31 protein-coding genes and 1 pseudogene are annotated in these 25,055 nt (G+C 44.8%); 5 read left to right on the top strand and 27 right to left on the bottom strand.

The genetic code is table 11. The annotated features are described in order from the left end of the window. Positions 1-18: 18 nt before the first annotated feature. From MKX71_RS06985 to spoIISC, 5 genes are all read left to right on the top strand, one after another. Complete coding sequence (locus tag MKX71_RS06985) at positions 19-636, top strand: DUF47 domain-containing protein (RefSeq protein ID WP_003218470.1); 618 nt, start codon at positions 19-21, stop codon at positions 634-636. A gap of 12 nt (positions 637-648) precedes the next feature. Next, positions 649-1,650, top strand: a complete 1,002-nt coding sequence (locus MKX71_RS06980) for an inorganic phosphate transporter (protein WP_003232642.1) — start codon at positions 649-651, stop codon at positions 1,648-1,650. Between the two features lie 109 nt (positions 1,651-1,759). Next, positions 1,760-2,506 (top strand): toxin-antitoxin-antitoxin system toxin SpoIISA, encoded by a 747-nt coding sequence (spoIISA, locus tag MKX71_RS06975; RefSeq protein WP_003244695.1) that lies wholly within the window; start codon positions 1,760-1,762, stop codon positions 2,504-2,506. After that, on the top strand, positions 2,506-2,676 hold the full coding sequence (gene spoIISB / locus MKX71_RS06970; RefSeq protein WP_003232646.1) for a three component toxin-antitoxin-antitoxin system antitoxin SpoIISB: 171 nt from the start codon (positions 2,506-2,508) through the stop codon (positions 2,674-2,676). The genes spoIISA and spoIISB overlap by 1 nt, the downstream gene beginning before the upstream one ends. Positions 2,677-2,761: 85 nt before the next feature. Beyond that, the gene (gene spoIISC, locus MKX71_RS06965; protein WP_003232648.1) at positions 2,762-2,899 is read left to right on the top strand and encodes a three component toxin-antitoxin-antitoxin system antitoxin SpoIISC; all 138 of its coding nucleotides are present in this window, start codon (positions 2,762-2,764) and stop codon (positions 2,897-2,899) included. Positions 2,900-2,935: 36 nt separating this feature from the next. Here the strand turns inward: spoIISC and MKX71_RS06960 are convergent, their stop codons facing one another. From MKX71_RS06960 to MKX71_RS06830, 27 genes and pseudogenes are all read right to left on the bottom strand, one after another. Continuing rightward, on the bottom strand, positions 2,936-3,829 hold the full coding sequence (locus MKX71_RS06960) for an N-acetylmuramoyl-L-alanine amidase (protein ID WP_014479567.1): 894 nt from the start codon (positions 3,827-3,829) through the stop codon (positions 2,936-2,938). A gap of 12 nt (positions 3,830-3,841) precedes the next feature. Further along, on the bottom strand, positions 3,842-4,105 hold the full coding sequence (locus tag MKX71_RS06955; RefSeq protein WP_003232653.1) for a phage holin: 264 nt from the start codon (positions 4,103-4,105) through the stop codon (positions 3,842-3,844). A gap of 12 nt (positions 4,106-4,117) precedes the next feature. After that, positions 4,118-4,387, bottom strand: a complete 270-nt coding sequence (locus tag MKX71_RS06950; protein WP_015252265.1) for a hemolysin XhlA family protein — start codon at positions 4,385-4,387, stop codon at positions 4,118-4,120. 52 nt (positions 4,388-4,439) lie between these two features. Then, positions 4,440-5,279, bottom strand: a complete 840-nt coding sequence (xepA, locus tag MKX71_RS06945) for a phage-like element PBSX protein XepA (RefSeq protein WP_339231903.1) — start codon at positions 5,277-5,279, stop codon at positions 4,440-4,442. Positions 5,280-5,322: 43 nt separating this feature from the next. Next, the gene (locus tag MKX71_RS06940) at positions 5,323-5,487 is read right to left on the bottom strand and encodes an XkdX family protein (RefSeq protein WP_128992693.1); all 165 of its coding nucleotides are present in this window, start codon (positions 5,485-5,487) and stop codon (positions 5,323-5,325) included. Next, a complete protein-coding gene (locus MKX71_RS06935) occupies positions 5,484-5,813 on the bottom strand; it encodes an XkdW family protein (protein WP_339231901.1) in 330 nt (109 codons plus the stop codon). The genes MKX71_RS06940 and MKX71_RS06935 overlap by 4 nt, the downstream gene beginning before the upstream one ends. 1,858 nt (positions 5,814-7,671) lie before the next feature. Continuing rightward, a pseudogene (locus MKX71_RS06930) lies at positions 7,672-7,935 on the bottom strand (terminase); the annotation flags it as partial. Between the two features lie 2 nt (positions 7,936-7,937). Further along, complete coding sequence (locus MKX71_RS06925; RefSeq protein ID WP_003232665.1) at positions 7,938-8,210, bottom strand: hypothetical protein; 273 nt, start codon at positions 8,208-8,210, stop codon at positions 7,938-7,940. Then, complete coding sequence (locus MKX71_RS06920; RefSeq protein ID WP_339231900.1) at positions 8,207-8,785, bottom strand: YmfQ family protein; 579 nt, start codon at positions 8,783-8,785, stop codon at positions 8,207-8,209. Before MKX71_RS06920 ends, MKX71_RS06925 begins: the two co-directional genes overlap by 4 nt. Beyond that, positions 8,769-9,815: a baseplate J/gp47 family protein gene (locus MKX71_RS06915; protein WP_015252271.1), complete on the bottom strand. Its 1,047-nt coding sequence runs from the start codon at positions 9,813-9,815 to the stop codon at positions 8,769-8,771. Before MKX71_RS06915 ends, MKX71_RS06920 begins: the two co-directional genes overlap by 17 nt. Next, on the bottom strand, positions 9,808-10,233 hold the full coding sequence (locus MKX71_RS06910) for a DUF2634 domain-containing protein (RefSeq protein WP_029317673.1): 426 nt from the start codon (positions 10,231-10,233) through the stop codon (positions 9,808-9,810). The genes MKX71_RS06915 and MKX71_RS06910 overlap by 8 nt, the downstream gene beginning before the upstream one ends. A gap of 56 nt (positions 10,234-10,289) precedes the next feature. Beyond that, positions 10,290-10,556, bottom strand: coding sequence for a DUF2577 family protein (locus MKX71_RS06905; RefSeq protein WP_015252273.1), 267 nt, complete (start codon positions 10,554-10,556; stop codon positions 10,290-10,292). Next, positions 10,556-11,533, bottom strand: a complete 978-nt coding sequence (locus MKX71_RS06900) for a phage-like element PBSX protein XkdQ (protein ID WP_003245730.1) — start codon at positions 11,531-11,533, stop codon at positions 10,556-10,558. Before MKX71_RS06900 ends, MKX71_RS06905 begins: the two co-directional genes overlap by 1 nt. A 15-nt stretch (positions 11,534-11,548) precedes the next feature. Beyond that, positions 11,549-12,208 carry a LysM peptidoglycan-binding domain-containing protein gene (locus MKX71_RS06895; RefSeq protein WP_339231899.1) on the bottom strand — a complete coding sequence of 220 codons (660 nt, stop codon included), beginning with the start codon at positions 12,206-12,208 and terminating at the stop codon, positions 11,549-11,551. After that, positions 12,201-17,282: a transglycosylase SLT domain-containing protein gene (locus MKX71_RS06890; RefSeq protein WP_339231898.1), complete on the bottom strand. Its 5,082-nt coding sequence runs from the start codon at positions 17,280-17,282 to the stop codon at positions 12,201-12,203. The genes MKX71_RS06895 and MKX71_RS06890 overlap by 8 nt, the downstream gene beginning before the upstream one ends. Beyond that, the gene (locus MKX71_RS06885) at positions 17,283-17,423 is read right to left on the bottom strand and encodes a hypothetical protein (RefSeq protein ID WP_014479557.1); all 141 of its coding nucleotides are present in this window, start codon (positions 17,421-17,423) and stop codon (positions 17,283-17,285) included. A 41-nt stretch (positions 17,424-17,464) separates the two neighbouring features. Next, complete coding sequence (locus MKX71_RS06880) at positions 17,465-17,911, bottom strand: phage portal protein (RefSeq protein WP_015715734.1); 447 nt, start codon at positions 17,909-17,911, stop codon at positions 17,465-17,467. A gap of 90 nt (positions 17,912-18,001) precedes the next feature. Then, a complete protein-coding gene (locus tag MKX71_RS06875) occupies positions 18,002-18,445 on the bottom strand; it encodes a phage tail tube protein (protein ID WP_076457802.1) in 444 nt (147 codons plus the stop codon). A 1-nt stretch (position 18,446) separates the two neighbouring features. Beyond that, positions 18,447-19,847 (bottom strand): phage tail sheath family protein, encoded by a 1,401-nt coding sequence (locus MKX71_RS06870; RefSeq protein ID WP_339202519.1) that lies wholly within the window; start codon positions 19,845-19,847, stop codon positions 18,447-18,449. Next, the gene (locus MKX71_RS06865) at positions 19,844-20,062 is read right to left on the bottom strand and encodes a hypothetical protein (protein WP_003232679.1); all 219 of its coding nucleotides are present in this window, start codon (positions 20,060-20,062) and stop codon (positions 19,844-19,846) included. Before MKX71_RS06865 ends, MKX71_RS06870 begins: the two co-directional genes overlap by 4 nt. Before the next feature lie 3 nt (positions 20,063-20,065). Next, positions 20,066-20,506, bottom strand: coding sequence for a phage portal protein (locus tag MKX71_RS06860; protein ID WP_339231896.1), 441 nt, complete (start codon positions 20,504-20,506; stop codon positions 20,066-20,068). Between the two features lie 12 nt (positions 20,507-20,518). Further along, on the bottom strand, positions 20,519-21,004 hold the full coding sequence (locus MKX71_RS06855) for an HK97 gp10 family phage protein (RefSeq protein WP_339231895.1): 486 nt from the start codon (positions 21,002-21,004) through the stop codon (positions 20,519-20,521). Beyond that, positions 21,001-21,357 (bottom strand): YqbH/XkdH family protein, encoded by a 357-nt coding sequence (locus MKX71_RS06850; RefSeq protein WP_070548845.1) that lies wholly within the window; start codon positions 21,355-21,357, stop codon positions 21,001-21,003. The genes MKX71_RS06855 and MKX71_RS06850 overlap by 4 nt, the downstream gene beginning before the upstream one ends. Next, entirely contained in the window at positions 21,354-21,737 is a 384-nt protein-coding gene (locus tag MKX71_RS06845) for a DUF3199 family protein (protein WP_021479474.1), read from the bottom strand. Before MKX71_RS06845 ends, MKX71_RS06850 begins: the two co-directional genes overlap by 4 nt. A 21-nt stretch (positions 21,738-21,758) precedes the next feature. Beyond that, positions 21,759-22,694 (bottom strand): phage major capsid protein, encoded by a 936-nt coding sequence (locus MKX71_RS06840; RefSeq protein ID WP_003232690.1) that lies wholly within the window; start codon positions 22,692-22,694, stop codon positions 21,759-21,761. Positions 22,695-22,719: 25 nt separating this feature from the next. After that, a complete protein-coding gene (locus tag MKX71_RS06835; protein ID WP_339231893.1) occupies positions 22,720-23,547 on the bottom strand; it encodes an XkdF-like putative serine protease domain-containing protein in 828 nt (275 codons plus the stop codon). 19 nt (positions 23,548-23,566) lie between these two features. Continuing rightward, positions 23,567-25,054, bottom strand: coding sequence for a phage portal protein (locus tag MKX71_RS06830; RefSeq protein WP_339231892.1), 1,488 nt, complete (start codon positions 25,052-25,054; stop codon positions 23,567-23,569). Between the last annotated feature and the right edge of the window lies 1 nt (position 25,055).

Genomic DNA, 25,055 nt, shown 5'->3' with positions numbered 1-25,055 from the left:
AACTATGGAGGGTTTTTAATGATAAGAAGAAAAAAAGATAAGTTCTCACTCCTTTTAACAGAAATTGCAAAGAACATAGACGAAACTGCAGAATATTTTGTGAATTTTAAGGTCACTAACCAAACGACTCTTAAAGAATTTGCAGATACGTTAAAGGAATATGAAACAAAAGGTGACAATCATGTTCATGTCATGATTAAAGAGCTTAACAAAGCGTTCATCACTCCTATTGAGCGCGAAGATATCCTTCAGCTGACAAACAGCTTGGATGATGTGCTTGACGGAATCGAACATTTCTCTGCCATGATGGAGATTTTCTCAATTACTTCATCAGACGAGCATATTGATAAATTCAGCGGATATATCAGAGAATGTGCGAAAGAGATTTTGATTACGATCGAGCTGCTGGCAGAAAATCGCTTAAAGGATATTCAGCCTCACGCAATCAAAATTAAAGAGTATGAGCACAGTTGTGACAACTTGCACAGAAAATCATTAAAGAATCTTTTCGGAAATGAAACAGATCCAATCAAAGTCATTCAATATCGTGAAATATACGAAACGCTTGAAGAAATCGCCGACTCTTGTCAAAGTGTTGCCAATAATCTTGAAACCATCATTATGAAAAACGCGTAACGAGGGGTAAAAATGGATATTCTATTAATATTAACGATACTAATAGTCATTTGTGCTCTGGCGTTTGATTTCATCAACGGGTTTCATGATACGGCAAACGCAATTGCGACTTCAGTATCAACAAAAGCGTTGAAACCGCGCCATGCCATTATATTGGCGGCTGTGATGAACTTTGTCGGAGCAATGACGTTTACAGGTGTTGCCAAAACCATTACGAAAGACATCGTAGATCCTTATACGCTGGAAAATGGCTCTGTTGTCATTTTGGCTGCGCTACTCGCTGCAATTGCCTGGAACCTTATCACATGGTACTACGGTATCCCAAGCAGCTCATCCCATGCCATCATCGGCGCTATTGCCGGTGCAGCCATTGCGGCAGCCGGATTTGCAGCGTTAAACTATAAGGGCTTCATTAAAATCATTGAAGCACTGATCCTATCACCAATTATTGCCTTTGTCCTTGGTTTTATTCTTTATAGCATCGTTAAGCTGATTTTCAAAGACAGCAACTTGGCGAAAACGAATAAGCAATTCCGCAGAGTGCAGATTGTAACAGCTGCCCTGCAATCGTATACACACGGAACAAACGATGCGCAAAAAGCAATGGGAATTATCACAATGGCTCTCATCACAGCGAATTTACATACTTCTGCTAATGACATTCCTACCTGGGTGCAATTCGCCTGCGCGACAGCCATGGGTCTCGGAACATCAATCGGCGGCTGGAAAATCATCAAAACCGTTGGCGGAAAGATCATGAAAATCCGTCCGGTAAACGGTGTTTCCGCTGACTTAACCGGAGCAGCCATTATTTTCGGCGCCACGTTTATTCATTTGCCGGTCAGTACAACCCACGTCATTTCTTCATCAATTCTTGGCGTCGGTGCGTCCCACCGCGTAAAAGGCGTAAACTGGGGTACGGCCAAGCGAATGCTCATTACATGGGTCATCACGCTTCCTATTTCAGCGACACTTGGTGCCATCGCCTACTTTATTTTAAATATGATATTTTAATGTCACACCGCTTCTGTCAAAGGAGCGGTTTTTTTGATGGAACAGGAAAACCATCCGGATCTCTCGAATACAATAAGCAGAACCTATTTCAGATGTGAGGGATTCGAATATGGTTTTATTCTTTCAGATCATGGTCTGGTGCATCGTGGCCGGACTGGGGTTATACGTGTATGCCACGTGGCGTTTCGAAGCGAAGGTCAAAGAAAAAATGTCCGCCATCCGGAAAACTTGGTATTTGCTGTTTGTTCTGGGCGCTATGGTATACTGGACATATGAGCCCACTTCCCTATTTACCCACTGGGAACGGTATCTCATTGTCGCAGTCAGTTTTGCTTTGATTGATGCTTTTATCTTCTTAAGTGCATACGTCAAAAAACTGGCCGGCAGCGAGCTTGAGACAGACACAAGAGAAATTCTTGAAGAAAACAACGAAATGCTCCACATGTACCTCAATCGGCTGAAAACATACCAATACCTATTGAAAAACGAACCGATCCATGTTTATTATGGAAGTATAGATGCTTATGCTGAAGGTATTGATAAGCTGCTGAAAACCTATGCTGATAAAATGAACTTAACGGCTTCTCTTTGCCACTATTCGACACAGGCTGATAAAGACCGGTTAACCGAGCATATGGATGATCCGGCAGATGTACAAACACGGCTCGATCGAAAGGATGTTTATTACGACCAATACGGAAAAGTGGTTCTCATCCCTTTTACCATCGAGACACAGAACTATGTCATCAAGCTGACGTCTGACAGCATTGTCACGGAATTTGATTATTTGCTATTTACGTCATTAACGAGCATATATGATTTGGTGCTGCCAATTGAGGAGGAAGGTGAAGGATAATGGAACGTGCGTTTCAAAACAGATGCGAGCCCAGAGCGGCGAAGCCGTTTAAAATCCTGAAAAAACGTTCAACCACCAGTGTCGCAAGCTATCAAGTCAGTCCGCATACAGCAAGAATCTTCAAAGAAAACGAACGGCTGATTGACGAGTATAAACGAAAAAAAGCATGATCACACTAAAAGGACAAGGGAAAACAGCTCTTGTCCTTATTCCTTTTCTTAAAGGGTGACATATAATAAATACAAACAGAGGATAATGTCAGGTGATACAGTGAAAAAATTGGTGAGGCGTGTGAAGTTTGTTGATTACGGAAGGTTTGGGCTTTCCGGGTACTCGCTTCGGGTGAGGGAGCGCAGTGCTGGAATTATTAAAAAGTTGAAGAAGAAAAAATAAATCCCGGAGCAGCTCCGGGATTTTTATGGTCTTTGATCAGCTTAATTGCGCTGCGATCTTCGCTTTCGTCGCAGGCCCGTAGATACCGTCAGCAGTTAGACCGTTAACAGACTGAAAACGGGCAACTGCGTCAGCTGTTTTCGGTCCGTAAACGCCGTCAATTCCGTTGTTAACAGCGCCTTTATCAGGGTAAAAATACAGAGCCGCAAGTGCTCGTTGCACCTGAAAGACGTGTTCTCCTGAGGTATATGGTGTTGTCAATTGAATGATACCATCAGGGAGCGGATAGAGCTCGGGTTCTTCAGCGGACGATGGAGCACTTACAATTAATACTTGACCAACGCGAATAAGATTCGGGTCTTCGATATTGTTCCACTCTTGCAGCTGAGCAACCGTAACACCAAATGCTCTCGCTATAGATGTAAGTGTGTCGCCCTGTTTCACGACGTAAGTTTGGCTGCCGCCTCCCCCAATTCCTGCTTTGAACGAATCCCACGTATCTAACAATTTTCGCGGACATTCCTTCCCTGACCAATACTTATGAGGGACGACATTGGCGAGACTGATATTATGTTCAGCCATTAATGTTTTGATGAGCCACTGGGCATTTGCTGTTGCTTTTGCAAAATCGCCATCGGCATTTTCGCAAATTTCAATTCCAATAGAAGCCCGGTTGCCGCTGCCATTTCCGTCTCCCGCATGCCAGCCGTTTTCATTTAAAGGCAGATGCTGATAAATTTCTGTATCATCAACTGTAAAATGCCAGCTTGTCGTCGTATCAGGATTTTTCAAATAGCGGGCATGCGCTGCAGCATCTGCTCCTACTGCGGTATTCGCTGTGTTGTGCACCGTAATGTAAAGCGGCGTCATTGCGTAGCCTGGACGGTTATTTGCGCCAACCGGAATAAAGTCTTGAATAATGTTAACCATTTTCATCTCTCCTTATTTCGTCAGATTATTGTCCCTTAACAAGTCGCGCTGTTTTTTTCCTTTTTCTGTTACATAGTTGTTTTTAAACCAAGCGGCAAGTGTCGTTCCAATTGTAAATGCGATGGAACCGGCTGAATAAAGAGCGTCAGCGAGCTGATTGACCTGCTCCTCCTGAATGTCCAATGGTGATTTGCCGAGCATCAGCATGGTCTGGTTGATTAAAGCAATTAAAAGAAGCACCGTCCTGATGACCGTGCCCTTGTCAAACGTGTTCATGAAAATCCCCCTTTAATGCTGCAGCAGGCTGTACATAATGGCGATGGCTCCGCCAATGATGCCTGTAGACACTGCTGTAATGATGGCACCTGTGATGGTGCGTTTAATCCACGTGGTGTTTTCTTCAATTTTGTTTAATTTTTCGTTCAGCGTCATGATTTGCTGGTCTTGACGGTCAGACACGCGTTCTAATGCGGAAACCCTCTGCTCAAGTGCTTTGTGCTCGCCTTTTATGTCTGCTAAGTCCTGCTGAAACACATTCACATCTGCCTCTTGCTGCATTATTCACTCCTCCTTCACATGCAGATCACCTCCCTTCCGAGAGCCAAAACTGTTATGAAACAGCGGTCCCTTTTACCGAGAGAGTACCGCCGGTGATACTGACGATCTCCATGATGATCTCCTTAAACCCTTTAATATCGAAGGCCCATGCCTCAGCTTTTCCTAATGTACTCAAAGCAGAGATGGCATCATCAGTTTTCACGCCTCTGATCGGCAGTTTCTGTCCTGACACCGATTTGCCCCAAAATTTGACTTCGCTCATTTCTGCTGTGCCGTAGACTTCAACGAGTAAATGCGCGGCACCGTCAACAGGTAAAGCAGCCCCCTCGCTGGCGGACTCTGCATTTTCATGAAAGACAAAGTCAAATGTTTTGCGAGCCTCGACTTTCAGCCGTCCATCGTGTGTTTGATTCTCCGCAAAGTCAATCTGTAAAGGCGTTTTTTCATTGACACGCACATCCATCTCACCCGCACCGACTGATTGGTATAATACAAACTCAGATTGCTGAAGATTCCCGTTCACATAGCGGAAACGGTAATAGCGTTTAGAAAGATATACCCAGTCCGTCGCTGTCAGGACGCCTGCTGCGACATTAACTGCTGCTGTCGTTGTCCAAACATTGTTGTTGTCGCTTTCTTCTATAAAGAGCGTACCTTCACGATCTGCATACGCCCAGCCCTTCACTTTCGAAATCAGAACTGCGCCAAGCCTGTCCTGCCCGAGCTGACTGTATGCCTCAGTCGCCTTTAAAGCAGCATTTGTTAAAATCTCCGCTACGCCTGACAAATTCGAAACAGGTGTCACAAAATCATTTTTTCCTCCTCGATAGGGCTTTACAGCGCCGGCTTTTCCAGCCTTATCGAGAGGAAATTCATATTGATACTTCACCATCTTCATCCTCCTTTGATCTAAAAACAGGCAAAATAAAAAAGCCTTACATGGCTTTACCGGTAATTTCTTTATACTGGTCAGCTGTGATCAGCTTTTTGTTCACACCCTCTGCCAGATCCTCAATTGAACAGTCTTCATATTCTAAAGCCTGTTTCACCATATCCGTTGTCGCCCACTCATAATAGAGGGCAAGCACCCAATAATTCATTCAGCATAATCTCCTTTCAAGGAAAGTAATGATAGCTTTATATCTGACAACTCGTTCCCTAATGTTTTGTTCAGCTCTTCAAGCTGCTTGCGTGCCAGCTTTTCCTGTGACAATTCTTGAGCGAGAAGCTCCACCTGATCAGGCGGCTCGTACGGCGGATTTTTTTGCAGCTCTTCCCACCAGGTTTCGAGTTCTTTTTGTGTTGGGATTGGAGCGCGCAGGTTCCACTCGGCTATATAAGACCCTTCCCCGTCATTTTGAACGATAAAATCTCTTGTTGGGTCTGCACTGGGGTATTTAAACATGATTGCTTCTGCGATCATCATTTTGCCTCCTATCTTATACTGTAGGATAGTTAAGTCCTCCAAGTTCTTGGATGTCTATATAGTTGTATAGCTCGTTAAAATCGGATACACCTCTTCTATCATCACCGCTATAATTGCAATAACAATAGATCTCTATATAGTCACCTTTGTTCATAGGAACGGTTACATTACCATTTAATCCAAGGTACATTTCATTTTGCTTATCAACAAAGTCCCCTCTCTTATGGTCAATTGGTTTATACAATGATCCATTGAGATAGAGTTTCAGATGAAAATTGATGTAAGCCGGTGTATTTATCATATACAGCCCAACTCCCACTAAAAACATTCCATCATTAGGAGCAACGAATCTACTATTATTTGTGTCAAAAGCATTATGACTATCTTTTATTTTGCGTTTAAACTGAATTTTTGTATGGTTAGCTTTATTTAAATATTGTATGCTGTTGGCCCGAATATTGGCATGTGCAAATCCAGAAATTTTATGCCAGGCTGTCCAGCCTGAATCTGCCCACCAATGGCGAATCCAAGAACCTGTGTTGGCAAAGTAGGAGCTAGATTCATTTCCAGTTCCATAAAAATACTGAGTAAATCTATAATTACTGTGTTTTTCATTTTTTACAATACCATAGGTAAGAGGGTATCCTGTTGTATTATTTGCTCCTATATCCATAAAAGTCAGCCCAGCTGGATACTCATTGCCGCTTGTTCTAGCGTCTTGAATTGCATTGGATCCTGTAAGAACTGTTAATTTATTATTCGTATAATTAGAGTCAACATAGTTTTTAGCATCAGCTAAGGCTTTATCTGCTTTAGCCTGAGCGCTGGTTTCAGTTTCAACCTTGTTCCATCCTTGCCATGCAACAGTACTTCCATCATAATAATTCGTAAAAACGTTGTTTCTGTAATCGGTAGCTAAGACCCAACCAAACATACCTTTCCCCTCAGTTGATTGGCTAGTCAAATGAAATACTCCTCTTATTGAAAATGGTGATGGAGCGTTTACAGCTTTTCCATGTGCATAAAATGTGCCCATACCTCTACCTTGATCAATTATTTTTTGAAGAATGTCCTCTCCTTCGTTTGCTGCAATGGACACCCCTCCTATATCACTTGTTATTTTAGTAAGCTGAGCTCCATTCCATTTACTTCTCTCAACAGATGTAATGTGTATTGCTGAGTCCTTAGCATGATTAGATACCTTTTCCTCTGCTCCAGCTGTTGTCTCTAATTCAATCCAATCTGACCAGATTCCTCCTGAGATCGTCTTTCGATACGTTTTATTTGTATTGTCAAAAGCGATAATTTGCCCGTAATTTCCAGTCGCATTAATAGTCCATAAGCCCCTGACTGAAGTACCAGGGCCGTTTAGTGTATTTGGTGCAGAAGCAAAATGAACCAATCCAGTGTTCTGTGGAACAATTTTATGAAAATCATCTGTTTCGCTTAAGTATAGTTTTCCTTGACCGTTGTCTGCAGTAATTTTAAAAAGCTGGCTGTTATTCCACTTGTCTTTTTCTGCTTGTGTGACATGTATGTCTGAAATGTCTGCATGAGCGTTCACTTTTGTTTGAGCGCCCTCTGTCGTCTCCAATTCAACCCAATTTGACCAGATACCGTTTAAGAGAGTTTTACGAAAAGTTTTATTATCATTTGTCACCACAATTACATGACCATTTAATTTGCTGTCGCTGCAAGTCCAAAATCCTCTTCCTGAGCCGCCTGGTGAATTTAGAGGCGTGCCAGTATAAGAAAAATAAGTCAATGTAGGATAGTTCAACAGTTCCGTATGGAAATCACTCGTTATATTGAACATAGGCTGTCCATCATCTTTTGTAATCTTAGATAATTGACCTTTGTTCCATTTCTCTCGCTCTTCCTCTGTAACATGCCGCACCTGATCTTGCTCATGCTTGTCAAAATCCTTCTTAGCCGCCTGCTGCACATTATCCACATTCCCCAGCCCGATTTGCGCCTTTGTTGTGTTGTGGGGGTTGTTCATGTCGTTTTTGTGGGCAGCCAGGTCGGTGTGGGCGTCTTTTATTCCTTTTTCCCAGCGGTTGACGTCATCTTCGTTGATGGGGTCGTCCGGAAGCCAGTCTGTTTTTTCTTCGTATGCCATGTTTACACCACCTCAAAAGTAAATCTGAAATCGAGTGTTCTGTTTTCGCTGACGTCCAGGTCAGTCTTTCTCTCTGTGATCACATTGCCCAGCTCGTCAAAAATTTGTACCGTTTCAATATGCTTGATGTCTTCCTCACGTTTTGTCAGAACGGTGACTGTCGCACCGTCAATGGCGAGCTCTACTATTTCTGTTTTTTGGCCGTTGAGCAGCACGTGATCGATTCTGCTTTTTAGATCAGCCGCTGTGCGTTCTCTGTATATGGTTGAAATCAAGTTAAAACCACCTCATTGTTGTTAAGAGTGACAGAATAACCGACCTTGAGCTCATTGGCTGTTCGGTATCTGCGGTGATTCAGGATGACTGTATCTTTGATTCGCAGCGTCTCATTCAATCCGCCTCTGAGCGTATACGCCAAATGAGCGGGTTTCATGTTTTCTATCGCTTCGATCAGCTCATTCATGTGCTGGAGGTCATCAACATTGATATCGACGTTAAATCGGTATTCGCCGGGAAGCAGGCGGACCTGTGCAGACGGGTTTTTCAAGAAACGGTTTACCGCCTGCTCAATGGCCCTGTATGTGATTGGCGGGATGTTCGACATTTTGGAAATGAGCCGCAATCGTCTGATCTCATCAGTGTCGCCTGATTCCCGCGGGACGTTTAAAATTTTTTCCCAGCGGCTGAGCCCCCAAGTCGCCGTCGGCACGAATAACTGATCCGTCAGATCAAATATGCTGTCATTTTGTTTATCAAACTCAGGCGCTTCCGCTTTCAGCAGCTCAGCCATTTCTTTAAGGCTGGTGAGAAACGGCGGCAGATACGCTGTCATGTCATCTTGTTTGCTCAATGATCTTCACCTGCCCAAGCTTAGGAATTTCCACGTCGCTCAGCACCAGATTTTCAGACGTGCCGTTGATTTGAATATTGGAGTAGTCACTGACTGATGGTGAATTATAGACGATATTGTTAATTTGAGAAAGGCGGATGACGTTATCTTCAAACGCCATTTTCTTAAAGAGATTTAAAACGCCTTCCTCAATTTCTGACTTCACTTCATCAATTGAGTGATTGATCTCAGGCAGCACTTCGGCAGAAATCTCAACTTCTTTCCAGACCGCGCTCTCCACTGTGACAACGGCTCCGATTGGCGCCTGTCCCTCTCCCTGCCCTGGTTCAGGGTCGATATAATCTTTCACTTTTTGAATTAAAATTTGAGAAGCGGGCTCAAGATTCGCATTCGTGACGACAATTTTGACCGTGCCTTCACCGTTCCAAAGCGGGAAGATCTTTGCCTTGCCCACACCGTCCACTTCTTCAGCCCACTCTTTATAATGCATTTTATTGGCACTGACGGCCTCACGCCGAACCCTTGTAAAATACCGTTCTCGCAAGCTGTCATCTCCCTCTTCCTCGCGCCCCGGAATCAGGATTTCTTTGACTATAGCCGTTTCTAAACCGGGAATGGTATCCAATGACAGTAAATTGCGTCCGGTCAGATTGGCGTTTCCCGCTTCACCAGGTGTTTCACAGATGAGCGTCCCGTCTGCCGTATATTGAAAATAAAGATTATCCACGTAAAAGCGGGAGCCGACAGGAATAGTAACTCCAGATGTAAACTCTCCCGCTCTGACAGCCTTTGTCGCGGCAGTTCTTTCAATTCCCGCTTCCGCTGCACGCCTGTCTAAAAATTCGCCTTGTGCGGTATCAGAAAAAACTAGCTCAAGCACAGTATCCAGCCATATATAAGACTTCGCAAGCTCGGCCGCCGCCGGGGCTAACGCATTATAAATGACACTGCCTTCTCTTGTATCAATATCTGCGGAAATGCTGTTCAGCATACGCTCCATAATCGCTTCAAAAGTCTGATCTTCAAACATCTTCGCCAATCACCTCCTCAATCTCAAGCGTTCCTTCATCCGTCTCCACCACGAAGGACACATGAAACGCGGCGCCTTGTTTTTCAATCTCAAAATCTGTTACAGCCGATATCCGGTCATCATAAACCAGCGCCTCTTCTATCAGCCTCGGGATCTCCATCTTTTTATAGGCATCAGTTGTCTCATGATCGGTCAGCACGTCCTGAAGCTCGTTTCCGACATTATGGCTGTATATGGAATACGCATAGCGTTCTGTCTGTAAGGCGATATACACGAACTGCCTGATCGCTTCAAGTCCGGTAATCAGCTCATTCGTAATTCTTCCGTTTTCAAAATCTATTTTGTACGTTTGCGAGGTTTCAATGATTTCACTCACATCTTCAATATCTTCAAACTCCACTTCTGGTGTCAGGGCCATGATGCCCACTCCTTTTACATGCTAAATAAAAACCCCTTCGTACTGAAGCGGTTTGTCTATACCTTATCTAAAATAAAAAACGATTGCCCGCCAGTCAGAGCCGCGGTCATGAGGCGATCCCCCGGCTCGAGTGCATCGTCTCCTCCGGACTGCATTCGTTTTGGGATAATGATGGCGTCTTCCGGTATGATCAGTTTGCTGTTTTCTTTTAATTTGATTTCCACAGGAGAAACCGAAACAACTTCAGCCGGGAGCAGTTCTACCGGAGACTCAGCGTCAATTGCGCCGACTGCCAAATGTTTTATAGCCTCACTTAATCTCATCAGGATACTCCTTCCGGCATCGTATTCTTTTCGACAACATCGATCGTCATCGTATGTTTCGTTCCTTTAAATTCATGCCGGTCCGTATCTACCCAATAGGTTTTCTTGATGCCGGCCTCCGGAATCGAAATATAGACGGGCAAGCCGCTCTGCACTTCCGGGATGCCCACTGCCTGAATATTTTTCAGTTCTTTTTTCACGCCCTTTTTTTCAGCAAGGCGTACATCTGCCCGCTGCTGAAGCTGTGCCTGGTTGATGTCATCTGTGACCGTTTCCGTATATTGAAGCACACCGTATTTATTTAAGCCTGAACTGTCCTTGGCAGAGGCTTTATATGTCTTATTGTCCTTCTGCCGGCGAAGCACCACCCGAGTAGCAGTGTCGTTTATAGAAGTGCTGTATTGGTAGCCCGTGATATTGACGCCCGTTTCAAGCACCCATACTTCTGACGGATCTGGCCAAGCGCGCAGACCGAGCTTTCCTTTTTCCGAATACAGCTGGTAATGTCGTCCTGTCTGGCTTTTCGTCTGTTTCAGCGCTTTTAATATGATGTCATACAATGTCGTATCATTTTTAATGACAAGACTTTTGATCGTATGGCCTGTGTTTGCGATCGAGGTTGTCGGTATCTGGAAGTCACTCGCAATCCTTCTGATGATCTGGTCGGCCCGCTGATTGGAAAACACGTACATATCCTGGTTTTTCACCAGGTACTGAAGCATGTCATAAGCGCTGAAGGCAAGCGTATGCTCGTCCGGGGTTCTTGCAAAAACAATGCCCCGAAACAGCTCTTTTCCCTTCCATTTAAACAAGACCGTATCTCCTTCTGAGACACTGTAATACGTCTGGTCGCCCTGCTTGGTGACGATGGTCGCTTCAATGGAACGCGGCGCCTGATAACGATGGCCTTCAAGCGATACGCTTTCTGCAACCAGCTCAAGCCACTCTGTGTCTTTAATGACGAACAGTTCTATCATCATACATCACCTGTTTCATTGCGGTATCTTTAATTTTTGGCCGAGAAAAATCCAGTGGCCCGGCTGCCTGATGTTCCGTTTGCTTCGTTTGATCATTGCTGTTTTATTGGCGTTCCAAATTTTGCGCCATTGAGTGCTGTTCCCGTAAAATCTGCCTGCAATGTCCCATAGCGTGTCTCCCTTTTTCACTGTGTACGTCTTCGGCGCAGCCTTCGACGGACGTTTTGCCTTTGTTTTTTTCTTCTGCTTGATTTTCCGCGGGGAAGCGGTTTTGTATTCTTTTAATACAATATCAAAATCCCGATCTCCTATTTCATTGTCTCCCTCACTATATTTAAGGCTTTCAATACTGCATGTCATATTGATTTTTGTTCTCGTAATTAAAAATTGAACAGGCTTTTTTGCCTTCATCCATTTTTCAATTTTCGCAATGGCATTTTCCGGAGACGGGAGATTTTGATATTCAGCTATCGGCGTATACTTTTTTGGAAAAAAAGAAGAAAATGAAATTTCTTTTGCTCCGGGTTCTTCAATAAACGTTAGTTCACCCAATCCCGTTATCTTTACTGAGTCATTTTGTACACTATTCGCTATATCAATCGCTTCAGGAAGAACAGGGAATCGCAGCTTTTCTTTCCCCTGTGATATCCAAAATTCATAGATAGACTTAGTCAAAAGCCACGACCCCCTTTGTTCCGGTGTTAATGTCATTTTGTAATTCATCAAGTAATGCCTGCTTGATTTTCGCAACCAGGCCATCAGCATCCTGTCCATTATGGAAATGCTGATCGCCGTTAAACTCAATCTTTATTTCTTTCGTTCCGGCTGTTTGTATCGTTTGCCGTGTACCGGATGTAACTGCTGAAACTTGTCCTGAAGAAAGCTCAGACTGCTGGGATTGAGACGGATCTGTCACTTCCATACCAAGAGCTTGCGCAGCTCTCTGAAGGAGGTAGCGGCCGCGGATGCCTCGCTCCTCCGGAATGATCCATTCCCGCTTGTTTCCTTCTCCGACACGTGCAATTTGTTCTTTTGTAATCAGCCCGCCGTTTGCGTAACCGACATACGGTCCGCCATGATTCAGGCTTTTAATACCCGGCACATTGTTGATTGATCCATATCTGCTTTTAATATAGCCGATCGCAGCAGCTGCGTTGTGAATCGGGTTTTTAATGTTACCCATACCCGGTGCTTTATGGTCATTAAAGGTGCTTGGGATCGTCTGCATCAGCCCTCGTGACGGATGCCCCGCTTTTGCGTTGCTGTCCCACAAGTTAATTGCATTCGGATTGCCTCCGGATTCATACTGCGCAATCGTCATGAGTCCCGGTAGCCAGCTCATCGGTGTCTTGGTGGCCATGAGAGCAGCCATAATCCATTGTTTTACGTTCCCGCCCATGGCTCCCATTCCGGAATAGGCAGCCGCCAGTGATCCGGCTTGTTTTTCAGCATATTTCTTTACATCTACTGAGCCAAGGCCTTTGACAACACCAATTGAAGCAAAACGCCCCAAGCTCATCATGACACGGGAAGGTGAATGAATATCTAGCTCCTCACGGAAAGCCTGCTCCACTCTCTTGGCCATATCCTTTGCTGCTTGTTTTACTTCACTGGATTTAGAATTCATGCCTGTCACAAAGTTTCCGATCAAACCGGAGCCCCAGCTGTTCGATGTGTCTTTTGAACGCAGGAACGGTTTGTCAACATGTGTACTCACATACTGTGCAGTCCCTGTTTGGGTTGAGTTTTGTCCTTGCGCAAAGCCTTTGACCGTTCCTGTGCCCCATGAAGACGATTTGTTCACAGTGGCTTGGTACGGCGTTTTAACTTTTGATTGCAAAAAGCCGTCCGTTCCGGTTGCTGTACCGTTTTGGCCCTTGGCATACCCGCTTACCATTTGTTTACCGTAATTTGGTGAAGCAGAAATCATTTGTGTAAATGGCGTATTGATGTTTTTCTTTTTCCAGTCTTCCATTTTGACCGGCTGATCGCTGATGCCTTTACCAAAGCCTTCTGAAAATTGCTGTCCGAGTGTGGACGCTTGGCCTGTAAGATTTGCAGTGTTCATTACTGGGGAGGCTGAGCCTGATAGAGGACTGACAGCTGCTCCTCCTGAAACAGATGCTGGACTTCCGCCAGAAGACGAAGCTGCGCCCATATCGTCTACAACTTGCATACCCAGCTTAGACGCCGCTTGTGAAAGAAGCATCTTCCCCCGGCCTCGGTTGTTATCAACCGGGATAACGAATTCCTTGCCGGCTTCACCGATCCACGAGATGGTTGGTTTGGTGATGTAGCCGCCTGTGGCATTTTTATCCGGATCCTTACCTTTATTCGGATCACCGCCGCCGGTTACAAAATTAATTACTTTACTAGCTACGCCGCCAGCTTTATCCCAGATTTGCTTCACCCAGCCGAACGCTTTAGAAAAAGCATCTGAAATCGCTTCTCCCACCTTTGTAAGAGGTTCTTGAATATTCTTTTTAAACCAGCCGCTCAGGCCTTTCCAAATGTTCTTAACGGTGTCTATCGCTTTTTTGAAAGCATCTGAGATTCCCTTACCTACATCTGAGACTGTATTTTTGACCGGGTTCCAAACTGTATCCATGAACCATCCCGATACCGTACTGAAAACACTCTTAATCTTATTCCAAGCACCGGTCATTTTATCCCAGATTGTAGTTGCCGCTCCTATTACAGCAGATTTGACTGGCCCCCACACATTACTCATAAACCATGAAGCAACTGTACTGAACACATTTTTAATTGTCGTCCATGCATTTACGATTTTAGACCATATTGCTGTTGCTACACCCACAACTGCTGATGAAACCGGTGTCCAGACATTGTCCATAAACCATGTTGATACAGTACTAAATATCGTTTGGATCGTTGTCCAAGCATTCACGATGTTGGACCATATGCTTGTTGCTACACCCACAACTGCGGTTGACACTGGCGTCCAGACATTATCCATAAACCATGTTGATACAGTTCCCCAAGTATCCTGAATGGCTGACCAGGCATTTTGCGCACCCTCTGTGATGCTGTTCCATGTATCTTCTAGAGCGCCGGCATCAATTGCCTTACCTAAACTTTCACCGCCGAAAGTACCGGCAATTCCTCCTACAACACCGCCAATAGCGGTCCCGACTCCCGGCACAACGCTTCCAATAGCCGCTCCTGCAGCGGCTCCTGCTAAACCTCCGCCGGCTGAACCTACTTTTTCACCAGCATTATCCTTATTGATACCGGCTAAGTCAGTAAGGGACAGTATTTCGCCTAATCCCGGTATTCCTTTTGCCGCTCCTTTTAAGCCCTTCAGTCCGCCTTTTAAGCCTTTTGATTCACCCAATGTTTTCAGAAGGCCTGAAAAACCTTTGCCTGATGCTCCTTTAGCAGATTTAGGTGTATTCACAGGATTTGTTTTATTCCCTTTTGTTGATGAACCGTTTCTATTTTTCACTTTTTTGCTTTTGCCTGTACTGATTCCGGCACAGCAGCAACCACAAGCCCCGCCCCATTTGCCGCCTGACTTTTTCGATTTTGAACCTGAAGATTTTTGGTTCATAGAAGGTTTTTTAGTGCGGTTTGAATTGTTAGAAGTTGAGTTCTTTGTATTGGCTTTTGAAGCTTTTTGTTTGCCTTTGCTTCCGCTGGATTTGCCGCCAAACAACCCGCCAATATCCAGATTCCCCAGCTTCTCAGCAATGCCTTTTATAATTTTTTCAAAAAACTCTCCCACTTTTTCAATAATTTTATCAGGGCTGAATTTCTCGAATTTCTTGGCGATTTTTGAAACAATGTTATCAACAAACTTTTCTGCTTTATTAGCGATTTTATCCGGGTTCAGGAAATTAAATTTCTCTGAAATTTTGTCAACAATATTTGTTACAAAGTCTTCCGCTTTAGTAATAATGGCGTCTGGACTGAATTTGCTGGCGACATCATCTACTTTTTTCATAAAGGAATCTGTAAACTTGTCAAGCTCGTTAAAAATGGTTTCCGGACTGAATTTACTTACGACATCGTCCACTTTTTTCATGAAGGAATCTGTAAACTTGTCAAGCTCGTTAAAGATTGTTTCCGGGCTGAATTTACTTACGATATCATCCACTTTTTTCATGAAGGAATCTGTAAACTTATCAAGCTGCTTAAAAATCGCTTCTGGACTGAATTTGCTTGCGATATCATCCACTTTTTTCATAAAGGAATCTGTAAACTTGTCAAGCTGCTTAAAAATCGCTTCTGGACTGAATTTACTTGCGATATCATCCACTTTTTTCATAAAGGAATCTGTAAACTTGTCAAGCTGCTTAAAAATCGTTTCTGGACTGAATTTACTTGCGATTGCATCCACTTTACTCATAAACGATGTTGTGAATTTATCCAGCTGTGACAGAATCGTTTCTGGACTGAACTTCGTTGCAATTGCGTCCACTTTATTCATGAACGATGTTGTGAATTTATCCAGCTGCGACAAAATCGTTTCTGGACTGAATTTCGTCGCAATTCCGTCCACTTTACTCATGAACGATGTTGTAAACTTATCCAACTGTGCCAGAATCGTTTCTGGACTGAACTTCGTTGCAATTGCGTCCACTTTATTCATGAACGATGTTGTGAATTTATCCAGCTGCGACAAGATCGTTTCTGGACTGAATTTCGTCGCTATTGCGTCCACCTTGCTCATAAACGATGTTGTGAATTTATCCAGCTGCGACAAGATTGTCTCTGGACTGAACTTTGTCGCGATTGCGTCCACCTTGCTCATGAACGATGTTGTGAACTTATCCAGCTGTGCCAGAATCGTTTCTGGACTGAACTTCGTTGCAATTGCGTCCACTTTACTCATGAACGATGTTGTAAATTTATCCAGCTCTGTTAAGATTGTTTCCGGGCTGAATTTTGTGGCGATCTCATCCACCTTATTCATGAACGATGTTGTAAATTTATCCAGTTCTGTTAAGATTGTTTCCGGGCTGAACTTTGTAGCGATTTCATCCACCTTTTCCATGAATGAAGCAGCAAATTTGTCCAGTGCTGTCAAAATCGTTTCTGGATCAAACATGCTCGCAATATCTCCTGTACCTCCTGCTGAAGGCGCTCCTTTTTCGGAGGGACCTGAACTTCCCATGCTGTCAATTCTTTTCTGCAATGAATCCAGCTTATTTGACACCTTGTCATTAATAGCGAGCTCAAGTTTGTTGTCTTTTCCTGTTAAGGCATTAATACCAGCAGAAATACGACCGACTGTTTTCATGACGTGATCAATCACGCGTATCGTAACAGAGTAACCATTTTTAAGTGCAGTTTCCATATAGCGCTGTATTTTTTGCACAGCCGGCAACACTTGATCTTCTGCACTCAGCATAATCATAAAGCCTTTAAAACCTGCCACGAGCTCTCTTAATCGTTCAAACTTTTCGGTTGCTTGGTCACTAGCATCTATTTTAATAGATACAGATGACGGCAATCCCTGCAATTGAACATTAACCTGCTGAATGATACTGCTGGCTTTATCCTCAGTTGAAATGGAGATCATTTGGGAGCCAAGCTTTTTCTTTAATGATTTTTGTATGCGATCAATTGTCCTTAATACAGTTTTGCTTTCTTTTCGTACATCAATAGCGCTTTTTCGCTGCACCATTTTTCTAAATTTTTCAAGTGCTCTAAACCCATTCTGGATCTTTCTTAACTTTTTACTTACACGGTCTTCCATTTCAAACCTTGCTGTCAGCTTTGCCAATTACGATGCCCCTCCTTTCTTTGCTTGTTTTTCAAGGAGATCGAGCTTATATCCGATCAGTCCATATAACAGCGCTTTATAGTTTCTGGGCGCTTCGTAGAGCGCCAATAAATCTGATGGGGAATAGTGAAGCTCGTGCATCGCATAGTAGAGATACACGGCTTCTTTATGCCCATCCTTGATTAGTTTTTTGCTTCTTCTTCCAGATCCTCTAATTCATCTTCAAATCCATTAATCTCAATCGCTTTGTTTAACCAGTTCGCATACTCGCCTCCAACTGAGAGCACGCGTTTCGCAACTTCTACCGGGTCAGCCGTTTTGTAAGCTTCTCGAAGCTCTTTTGAACGGAAGTCCGGATAAACGGTTGATTCAACTGCGATTCGGGCATAAAAGCGCTGGCTGTCTAAATCTTTTACACGGCCTCTGCCTTTGACATTTTTATACGTTGTTGTTTCTTTCTCCAATTCATCAATGCGCTCCGTCGTGATCGCTTTAAAAATAAATGGCACGATGTTCCCTTTTTTATCAACAAAACGCTTTGAGATCGGCACCTTGATTTCCTCAGCTTCAATTGTTTTTCCCGGCATAAAAAAGGAAAGATCATATACGTTTTCGTTCTTCTCGCTCATGTAAAAAACTCCCTTGTCTATTGTTTGGTTTCATCTTTAAAAAACAGACCTTTCTGAGAAAGGTCTGCGCATGGGTTGATTCAGCTTTGATTAAAACGTGTCAGATAGCTTTTGAGGGACGTCGAAGTCTTCGAATGTAAATGGAACTTCTTCCTCTAACGCTTCTGAATCGACATCAAGGCTTGCGATTTTGGCAGAGTCAAAGTTGACGTCGTACAGCGTGACTCGCTCTGTGCCCCGGCCTGAGGATTGATCATCCAGCACAGCTTGAAGTGTGAAATAAGGGTCGCTGCCTTTTTTGACATAGTCCATCATCAATAGCACGAATTTTGATGTGACTTTGTAGAACGTTGCGGTCCCTGTTCCATTTGCCCCTGTTGTTTTATGGCCTGTCATGCGGCGGCCCATAATGTTGACTTCGGATTTGTTTTTCTCAACGTTTGCTTCAAATGTTTTGATGTGCGCCATTTCCTCACCATCGAGAAATAAGCGGCCTTCTTTTCCTGAGATTGTGTTTTGTGCTTTTAATGCCATATTAGTTTACCTCCACATTAAAGTAGAATTTTTCTGCTGCGTCGACAGGCTGTACAGCTAGGTCAATCAAGAAGCCGTCACGATCTTCATTCATTGAAATTGTGATATCTTCATCGGAATCAAAGCCAGTGATGCCGCCTGCATCCTGAAGCGTTGTCATGTATTGCGTGATCATCGTTTTTACATACTGCAGTCCGTCTTCAGATGCCGGGATATCGCTTCCGCTGCCTTTTCTTGATTTAATTAAGGCTTTCAGCTCGCGTGTTAAATCATTATTCACAGCATCCAGGACACGAACGATTTTGTTTTTCGCAAATTTCTTGTTTTTCTCAGCTGTGAACGTCACGAGTGAGTTAATATCCTTTTCTACACTGACGGATTTATCGCGGGCGTCGAATGTGAATAAAAATTCACCTTTGCCCAGACGTTCAACAATCGTATCGTGGTCAAGGCGGTGTAACACATCAACGGCGCCTTCGTACTCTACAAATGTGAGTGATTGGTTAAAGGTTGCTCCTGCACTCGCTCCAGCTACCCAAGCCGTTGCTTTGTCCGGTGTAACTTCCGTGCCATCTTCAAGCAGCACGCCCTCGGTTACGTTGATGATGCCTTCATAATCACCGGCATAATTGGCTGTGACGCCTTGCACTTTTTGTCCTTGGCCGTCGCGAAGGCGTTTAATGAAAGCAGCAAACGTCGCCTTCAACTGGTCACCTTCTGCAACAGGCAGCGCAATCACATCAAAGCTCTCCGTTTCAGCCGCGGCTAAGAAATCTGTATAGTCGGAGTTAACAGGGGCTTTATCCGTACCGCCAGATAAACGGATTCCCGCGGATGCATTCAGCGTCTCAGCTGCAGTGTCTCCTTCTGATCCAGTGAGAGGAATCGTTGAAGAAAGATCGCCTGTTCCGGTAAAAGTGACATAGCCGTTAGCTGTTAATTCTTCAGCCTTTTTGACAGTCTGTTTATCAACCTCTGATTCGTCCATATATGTTGTCACATCGAAAGAATTAGCATCCAGCACATTTTGATTGATGCGGATGATAATGTCATTACCTTTTGTTCCGCCATATACTGCAGTTGCTTTGACGCCTTCAGCAATATCAGCAGACGCTCGGACACCTTCGGTTAGACGGTACATCAATACCGTTTTCGCATTTTTCTTCGCTTCACGCAGCAGCAATAGAGACGGGTCATCAATGCTGATGCCCACTTTTTTGTTTAGGTCTTCAACGCTGGAAATGGAGACGAACGTTTTCGCTTCGCCCCAGCTTGATGCGACCGGAAGTGCGACTGTTCCCCGTTCACTGAGTGATACCCGCTCCTGTGCCGTCGTTTTAAAGTTAAAATAAATGCCTGCACGTTCTTTTTCTTTGCCTGTTGTAAATGTTCCGCCATTCATGATGACATGACCTCCTTGGTTAGAAATGTTTGAATCAATTGATTGGCTTCTGATTTCGTCATGCGTGGTTGATCCACGCCAAATAAAGCCCCCTGAAGAATATCCGGCTTAACGCCAAACAGTTCCTTCGCGTGCTTAATCAAATCCGCTGTATCAAATAGAGCTTCCCGGCTCTTTGTATGTACAGCCTTCTTCTGTTGTTTGTCCTTTGACACCGTTTATTTCACCCCGCTGTTCATGTCGATATCGTGTAAGACAGGCTGTTCTGTTTTGTGATAATAATATCGGCTGCTCCACCTGATCACCATGGCCGCCTCGCCCCTGTCTCCTACCCTTGTCTCGATTTGGGAGATGCGAACCATATCCCCCGTCTTCTCACCGGATTCACTCAGCAGCGGAATCATATTTCTCGCTTCTCTGATGGCATCCGCGAGCCTGTCCGCTTCATCCAGCGCCTGAACGGAGTCCAGATGAAACAGTTTTACATTGAGACTGTAGGTTTTTTTAAATGTGGAGACCGTATCTGTTTCCTCGAAAACAGATGGTGGCGGGACGTATAACGACGGCACCTGAAAGTGATCAGGAAGCTCGCGTTCATAAATGGGAACAGACCACCGGCTGTACAAAAACGCCATGATCGATCCTGTTTCACTGTTCATCCTGCTCCTCCTTTACAGCTTCTTCAGCCACTGGCGCAGTTTGCTTTCCAGCGATTTTTCAAACAGCTGTTCATATAAAAGCAGTGCATGATCCCAGTAGCCCGTGCCCGGTATCCATTTTCTCTTGAGCGCCATTCCCGTTGAAGCCGCTGGATCATAAATAAACCGTGAGCCTTGAAAACGCCCCGGCACCCATCTCACATCTTGTTTTGACGTCCAATGGCCGTCATTAAGAAATGAGGCGTAATCAAGCTGTGTCCCCACCTCAAGCGAAAGCCCGCCGCTTTGCACAATCCAGAGATTGTCCTCTGCGCCTTTCTCAAAGGAACTGAGCAGTTTTTCTGTATCAATCGTTTGTGTGCTGATGAGTTCAGATTGGACGATCTCCAGAAAATCTTGCCCGCACTCCTCAAGCCACTGGGACGCCTGTCTGGAAAAACCGCCTGAAGCCGCTTCTTTTAATGCCGTGTTCAGCTGTTTCAATCCCACTATTTTCATAGGCTTTCATCCCTGACTGCGACGACCTCCCAATGATGATGTCTGATCCTTTTCGGCAGCTTTAGTATATATTTATGATTCTCCCAAATGATTTTATCGTTCACGCGGATGTCCGCTGACAACGGAAAATGGACGAGAAAGCTATGATATACAGTTTGATCCGGCTTCTCCTGAATCAGCTGCTGCGTTTTTTCGGTAAAATAACAAGGGACATCTTGTTCATCGGGTGTATCCGGATATGAAATCATCGGCTGCAGCCTGTCTGCCGGAATCCCAAATCGGCCTGCAAACGGCGCTTGCGCTACTTCATGATAAATGTCGCAACGGTGAATGAGCATCTGCTTGTAGCTCATAAAGATCTCACCTTCAGTCTGGAGGATTCAGGGACGTAGCCCGGCTTGATAAACTCTTCGAGCAAATGATACACCTCAGGCCGCTGAATCCCGCCTTCTCCGGAAACCGTGTAGGAATAATCCCCCATTTTCTCAGACTGATAGCTTGATGAGGCAGATTCATCGCTGTTGACAAGCGCAAAATACTGGGCAAGCTTTACTAAAGCCAACTTCACCTTACCGGGCAGCGGATCATACAAGCTGTCTTCAAAGCGGTGGCCCGTGATGAGAGCCGCTTCCGCTTCCGCCTCGATGATATCCTGCGCCAACAGCTCTTCCGGCCTGTTTTTCACCCGATCATAGACCGAATAGGAGGCTACGTCAGTCGGTTCAATGAGCATGAGCTGACCACCTCGTTTCTATTATTCTTTTACGTTAATTAATTTCGCGCAGGCATCCTCTTCCTCGAACTTGCTGTCCAGCTTGGCCGTTAAGACAATAATGAATTTACGGGAGCGGATGTCTTTGTCGACTTCAATTCGGATATTGCGGGAGAAGCCGAGAATGATATTTTTCGGATGTGTGAGAATGATATCAGAAGCGTCATATTGCGCGTCTCCCTCACCGACTGTGTACGGCTGAATATTGGATACCCCTTTGACCGGTACGCCGAATGCTGTTGACAAGCCGCCCTGAACAGCCTGGTCCCCAAGGTTTGTCTGGCGGTCTGCCACGCGGTCCTTCCATTCAACTTCTAAGCCGTGAGACGTATAGAATCTGAATTCCTGAGGGATGCGCAAATATTTTGGCGGAACTGCCTTTAAGCCTTTCTTGAATGTCGCTCTGGACAGTTCTTCACCGTTCATGTCAACGATATGGGAAACCGCCTGTTTACGGATGCCGTCCAGCTGTGCCAGATACGGATCAGCTGATGCTGTATCACCGTTAACGATCAGCTCTTCAATATCAACTGCTGCGCGCTCTGCTAAAATTTGCATGATTGTCTGCTGCAGGCCGTCTTTTTCAATATTGTTTTCAAGTGTGTCATACGTAATGTTAATTTCCGCAATGACTTCCTTCGTGTTCAGCTGGACAGTGCTTGTCGTTGGAACTGTCAGCTCGTCGTTTGACAGTGCTTTTCCTTCTTGCGCAGCCCGCAGAATACGCTGGCCGAAGCCGATTTTCTCAAATTTTTGCGAGTCATTTTCCATTTGAATCACGCGAGATTCGCTGAAAATGGTCGGCGTGTTTTGCACCATGCGGATAAAAGCCGATGCTTGCGCAGGGTTCATAAGCCCGCCGCTTTTTAAAGCAGAAAGCGACATTTCCGCTTTCCGAATGATCTCTTGATTTCTCAATTGATTTCCTCCTCCTTGACTGGTTTTACAGCAGTCCGCTCCAGATTGATTTTTTGACTTGCTCTGTATTGCCGCCCGTATCGTCAGCTGTCTGCTTAGACGCGCCTCGCGCTTTTTCCAAAGCCTCGATGCGTTCGATCAGCGGGGCAAGCATGTCTTCAACGAGCTTTTTCAGACGCTCGTCATCACCCGTCTGCTCCGGCTTTTCCTCCGTGTCTGTGTTTTTTTCAATCCGCTCAAGCCGTTTGAGCAGAGGGTAAAGCGCATGCTCGAATGATTCTCTCATGTCTTCTTTTCTCATTTCTTCAGTCTCCTTCCCTGTTTTGTCAGCAAGCATCTGCTTGAATACACTGAAGAATCCCGATTTTTCGACCGGTTCTTCTTCATACACATCTGCAGTGCCCGCCATGCTGTAGCCGGTGATGATTCCAGCCTTGATCTGTTCCCACACCTCGTCAGACGCTCTTGTCACGAGCACCCAAGAGCCCTTTGTAATCCGCTTTGACCCGATCATAAAATCATCGGGCGCCACATAGGACTCGACCACGACGCCGGTTCCGCCCTCAAAGCTGTGATTGATATCTATCTCCCGTGCTTCAGCGAGAAAACCGTGCGCCGCTTTTTCAATTTCCTCGGCGGTCATAAAATCGCCGTGGGCATCAGGAACATCAGGCTCATACACGATTCCGTACACGAGCTTTTGTTCATCCTGCTCACTTTTTGTAAACAGCCGAACCTTTTTTTCAAATGACGGAGGTTCGGCTGACTTCGTAAAGAAAAATTCTGTCTGGTTAGCCGCCTTGTCCACATAACTGACAAAGCTGATTTTGGCATTTCTTAATTCTCGCGCCACCTGCTTGATTCACCTCCCTTCAGGACGTTTTGATATCTTCGATGCTTTCTTTCAACTCCTGCATGAGCGCAGCCAGGTTTGTCTTTTCCGCATCCTGTCCTGCAGGCCGTTTATAAATGTCCTCAGGCCACTCCTCCAGTGTTTTGCCAAGCACCCGTCCGGCAAGGTCGCGTAAATCATTCGGCGAGACCGCTCCTGCTGTAATAAAAGGACCGAGCACCTTCGCAATCTCAAGCGGATCACGAAAGTCCGGTCCTTTTAATGTCAGCCTGACGTCATGGATATTCAGCTCCGGCAAAAGCAGCGTGTTCAGTTTATTCACGAGCGTTTTTCGCTCCGGCTGAAAGACCTGCTCCTCTGTAATTTTTCTAGCCGTATCCGCTGTTGCCCGATTGTAGTCCTGGGCCTCGCCTGTATACAGCGGCGGGAGGCGGAACGCCGAACGCAGCTTATTTCTGCTTTTTTCATCGTATTCAAGAAACAAGGCGTCGTTTTGCAGAATTTCAGCCAAGGATTTGATTTCCACGGAAACCGGTGTAATGTCCTCGCTTCCGTGAAGATCTTTTTCTTTTGCGATTCCTTCCGCTTCAATCAGGAGAAATTTATGGGCGTTTTCAACGCCTTCAAGATCATTCATGTATTCCTGCAGTTCCCGGTAAGAAGCTTCAGACAGCATCCCGTTTTCCACTGTAATCGCAGCTGGAACGTGACGTCCCTGCTTAAAATACATAAAATTGAGTTCTTCTGCTTTTCTTGCTCCGTATAAATTGACTATATTGCCGATCCAGCGGGGCACACCGTATACGCCGCTTCCAATTTTCAGGTGAATGGCTTCATTTGCTTGATACTTCTCTGCCAATGTGTTTACATATTCACCAGTACGCATATCCATTTTTCGCGGATCGCCGTATTCTTTAAAAAATACTTTCTTTCCATTGATCATCTGGACATATTTTCGGAAGCGTTTTTGCCTTTTGATCCTTTTTATTTTCCCGTTTTCTTCATATATAAATGAGACCTCAACAGGCTCACCGGCTCCGCATACACGCATATATTTCACATCTAAATATTCGATGCCGGCCGGTTTTCCCGCCCCGTCTCGAAGCACTTCCATAAAGCCGTTGCCTGTTTTTTCTCTGTCTTCGATGGCATATCCTAAAATCATTTCAGCTGATTCATCAAAGTGAAGACATTTATAAAAGGCTTCGAGTCTTGCCCATTCTTTTTCCGCTCTTTTCTTTTTTGTCTGATCGACATCACTCGCGTTGACATCAAATGTGTACTCCACATCAAAGCCAAAACCTGTAATATTCACTTTGTACGCATCTATACATTGCTGAAGAATAGTCGAGTATTCGGCAATGGTTTTGAGCTCGATGATATTGTAGGGCGGAGCGATAATGTCCTCTCCGTACAGCTCAGAAAAGTCATCTTCATAGATTTGCTTTGTCTGAGGAGCCGCGGCATTGGCTTTAAATACAGTTGCTCTGACTGTTTGATTGTGCATG

It is taken from the genome of Bacillus sp. FSL M8-0071, from assembly GCF_037975455.1.
In the GTDB taxonomy this organism is placed as follows: domain Bacteria; phylum Bacillota; class Bacilli; order Bacillales; family Bacillaceae; genus Bacillus; species Bacillus subtilis.
This window is presented reverse-complemented; position numbering and strand designations above follow the sequence as displayed.